This window comes from Streptomyces sp. NPDC005820 (assembly GCF_040630255.1).
Classification (GTDB): domain Bacteria; phylum Actinomycetota; class Actinomycetes; order Streptomycetales; family Streptomycetaceae; genus Streptomyces.
Window position 1 is genome coordinate 1 of record NZ_JBEXXE010000118.1, and the last position, 2,160, is coordinate 2,160.

Genomic DNA, 2,160 nt, shown 5'->3' on the forward strand with positions numbered 1-2,160 from the left:
CGACTCGCCGTCGCCATCGTCGACCGCGGCGGCATCACCCGCATCCTCCTCGCCGACGACGGCGTCGGACCCATCGGCATCGAAACCGCCCGCCGCAAGGCCTACACCTCCGCCGTCACCGGCTTCAGCACCACCGCCTTCGCCCACTTCGCCACCAGCCCCCAGATGGCCGCCGCACCACCCCACCTCATCGACCCCCACCTCCTGCCCGCCCCCGGCGGACAACCCATCACCGTCGACGACACCGAAATCATCGGCGGCATCGGCATCGGCGGCGCCGACGGCGACACCGACGACCGCATCGCCACCCTCGCCCTCAAGACCATCACCGACCTGCTCGCCTGACCGGCCGGACTCCCAAGGAAGTACTGACTATGACGACTGTGCGTGATGTGACGTACGAGCTGTTGCGGACGCACGGCCTGACGACGGTCTTCGGCAATCCGGGCTCGAACGAGCTGCCCTTCCTCGCGGGCATGCCGGACGACTTCCGGTACGTCCTGGGGCTGCACGAGGGCGCGGTGCTGGCCATGGCGGACGGCTACTCGCAGGCGAGTGGCGGGCCCGCCCTGGTCAACCTGCACGCCGCGGCCGGCACCGGCAACGCGATGGGCGTGCTGACGAACTCGGTGTACTCGCACACCCCGCTCGTCGTGCTGGCGGGCCAGCAGGTGCGCAGCACGGTCGGGCAGGAGGTGGTGCTGTCCATCGTGGAGCCGGAGGCGCTGCTGCGGCCGCTGGTCAAATGGAGCGCCGAGCCGGCCTGCGCCGAGGATGTGCCGCGGGTGATGAGCCAGGCGATCCACACGGCGACGCTGCCGGCCCAGGGCCCGGTGTTCGTGGCGGTGCCCTATGACGACTGGGCCCGGGAGGCGCCCGAGGAGACGGCGCACCTGCTGCGCCGGCGGACCGCCGCCGGGGCCTGCCTGAGCGGCGACCAGCTCGCCGAGCTGGTGACCGCGCTGGACGAGGCGGCCAGCCCCGTGCTCGTGCTGGGGCCCGAGGTCGACGCCTCGGGCGCGTACGACGACGCGGTACGGCTGGCGGAGGCCCTCGGCGCCACCGTGTGGCTCTCCCCGTTCTCCTCGCGCTGTTCCTTCCCGACCCGGCACCGCGCCTTCCGCGGCCAGCTCCCGTCATCGGTGAAGGGAGTGACGGAGGCGCTGGCCGGACACGATCTGATCCTGGTGATCGGGGCCCCGGTGTTCCGTTACCACCAGTTCGAGCCGGGGCCCTACCTTCCGCCCGGTGCCCGCCTCCTACAGGTCACCGGCGACGCGGCCGAGGCGACCCGGGCTCCGATGGGCGAGGCCCTCGTCGGCGCGATCCACGACACCGTCACCAGGCTGGCGGACGCCGTCACCCCCGGCCTTCGTCCGCCGCTTCCCCCGCTGCCCGACTTCCCGGTACCGGCCGAGTCGAACGGCCGGGTGCACCCGGAGCGGCTCTTCGCCGACCTGCGTGCGCTCGCGCCCGCCGACACCGTCTGGGTCTCGGAGACGACTTCCACCACGAGCGCCTTCTGGGCGCAGACGGACCTCCGGGAGCCCGGCAGTTACCTGTGGCCCGCGGCCGGCGGTCTCGGGTTCGGTCTGCCGGCCGCGGTCGGTGCCCAACTGGCCCGCCCCGAACGGCAGGTCGTCGCACTCATCGGCGACGGTTCGGCGAACTACGGGATCACCGCGCTCTGGACGGCCGCCCAGTACAACATCCCCGTCATCACGGTCATCCTCAAGAACGGGACCTACGGGGCGCTGCGCTGGTTCGCCGAGATCCTCGATGCCGGCGAAGTCCCCGGCATGGACGTCCCCGACATCGACTTCACCCTGCTCGCGCGGGGCTACGGCATGAACGCCACGTCGGTGAGTACGCCCGAGGACTTCGCCGCGGCCTTCAAATCGGCCCTCGGCAGCGGCAAACCCGCCCTGATCGAAGTCGAGACCGAACGCACCCGACCCTGATCACGGTGCCGGCCGCCCGGAGCGGTGGCCGCCGAACTTCCTGTCCCTGTCCATCGATGAGGAAACAGCGATGATCAAGCCCTGGCTCTTCGAGTTCTTCCAGTCCGTGCACGACCCGGTCGGCCGCGACGACCCCGCCACCGTCCACGAACAGTTCCGCCGCTACCTCGACCTGTGGACCGACGACGAGACACTCGGC

The 2,160-nt window shown here is 71.4% G+C and carries 2 protein-coding genes; both read left to right on the top strand.

Going from position 1 to position 2,160, the window contains the following annotated elements; genetic code table 11:
- Positions 1-345: heme-binding protein (locus ABZ464_RS51930; protein WP_359290025.1), on the top strand; the 345-nt coding region annotated here is incomplete at its 5' end.
- 29 nt (positions 346-374) lie between these two features.
- Positions 375-1,961 carry a benzoylformate decarboxylase gene (gene mdlC / locus ABZ464_RS51935; protein ID WP_359290027.1) on the top strand — a complete coding sequence of 529 codons (1,587 nt, stop codon included), beginning with the start codon at positions 375-377 and terminating at the stop codon, positions 1,959-1,961.
- Positions 1,962-2,160: the final 199 nt, after the last annotated feature.

What these genes read in the sequence shown, in the direction of transcription:
- mdlC (WP_359290027.1), top strand. Translation starts at nt 375, where the DNA reads ATGACGACTGTGCGTGATGTGACGTACGAGCTGTTGCGGACGCACGGC.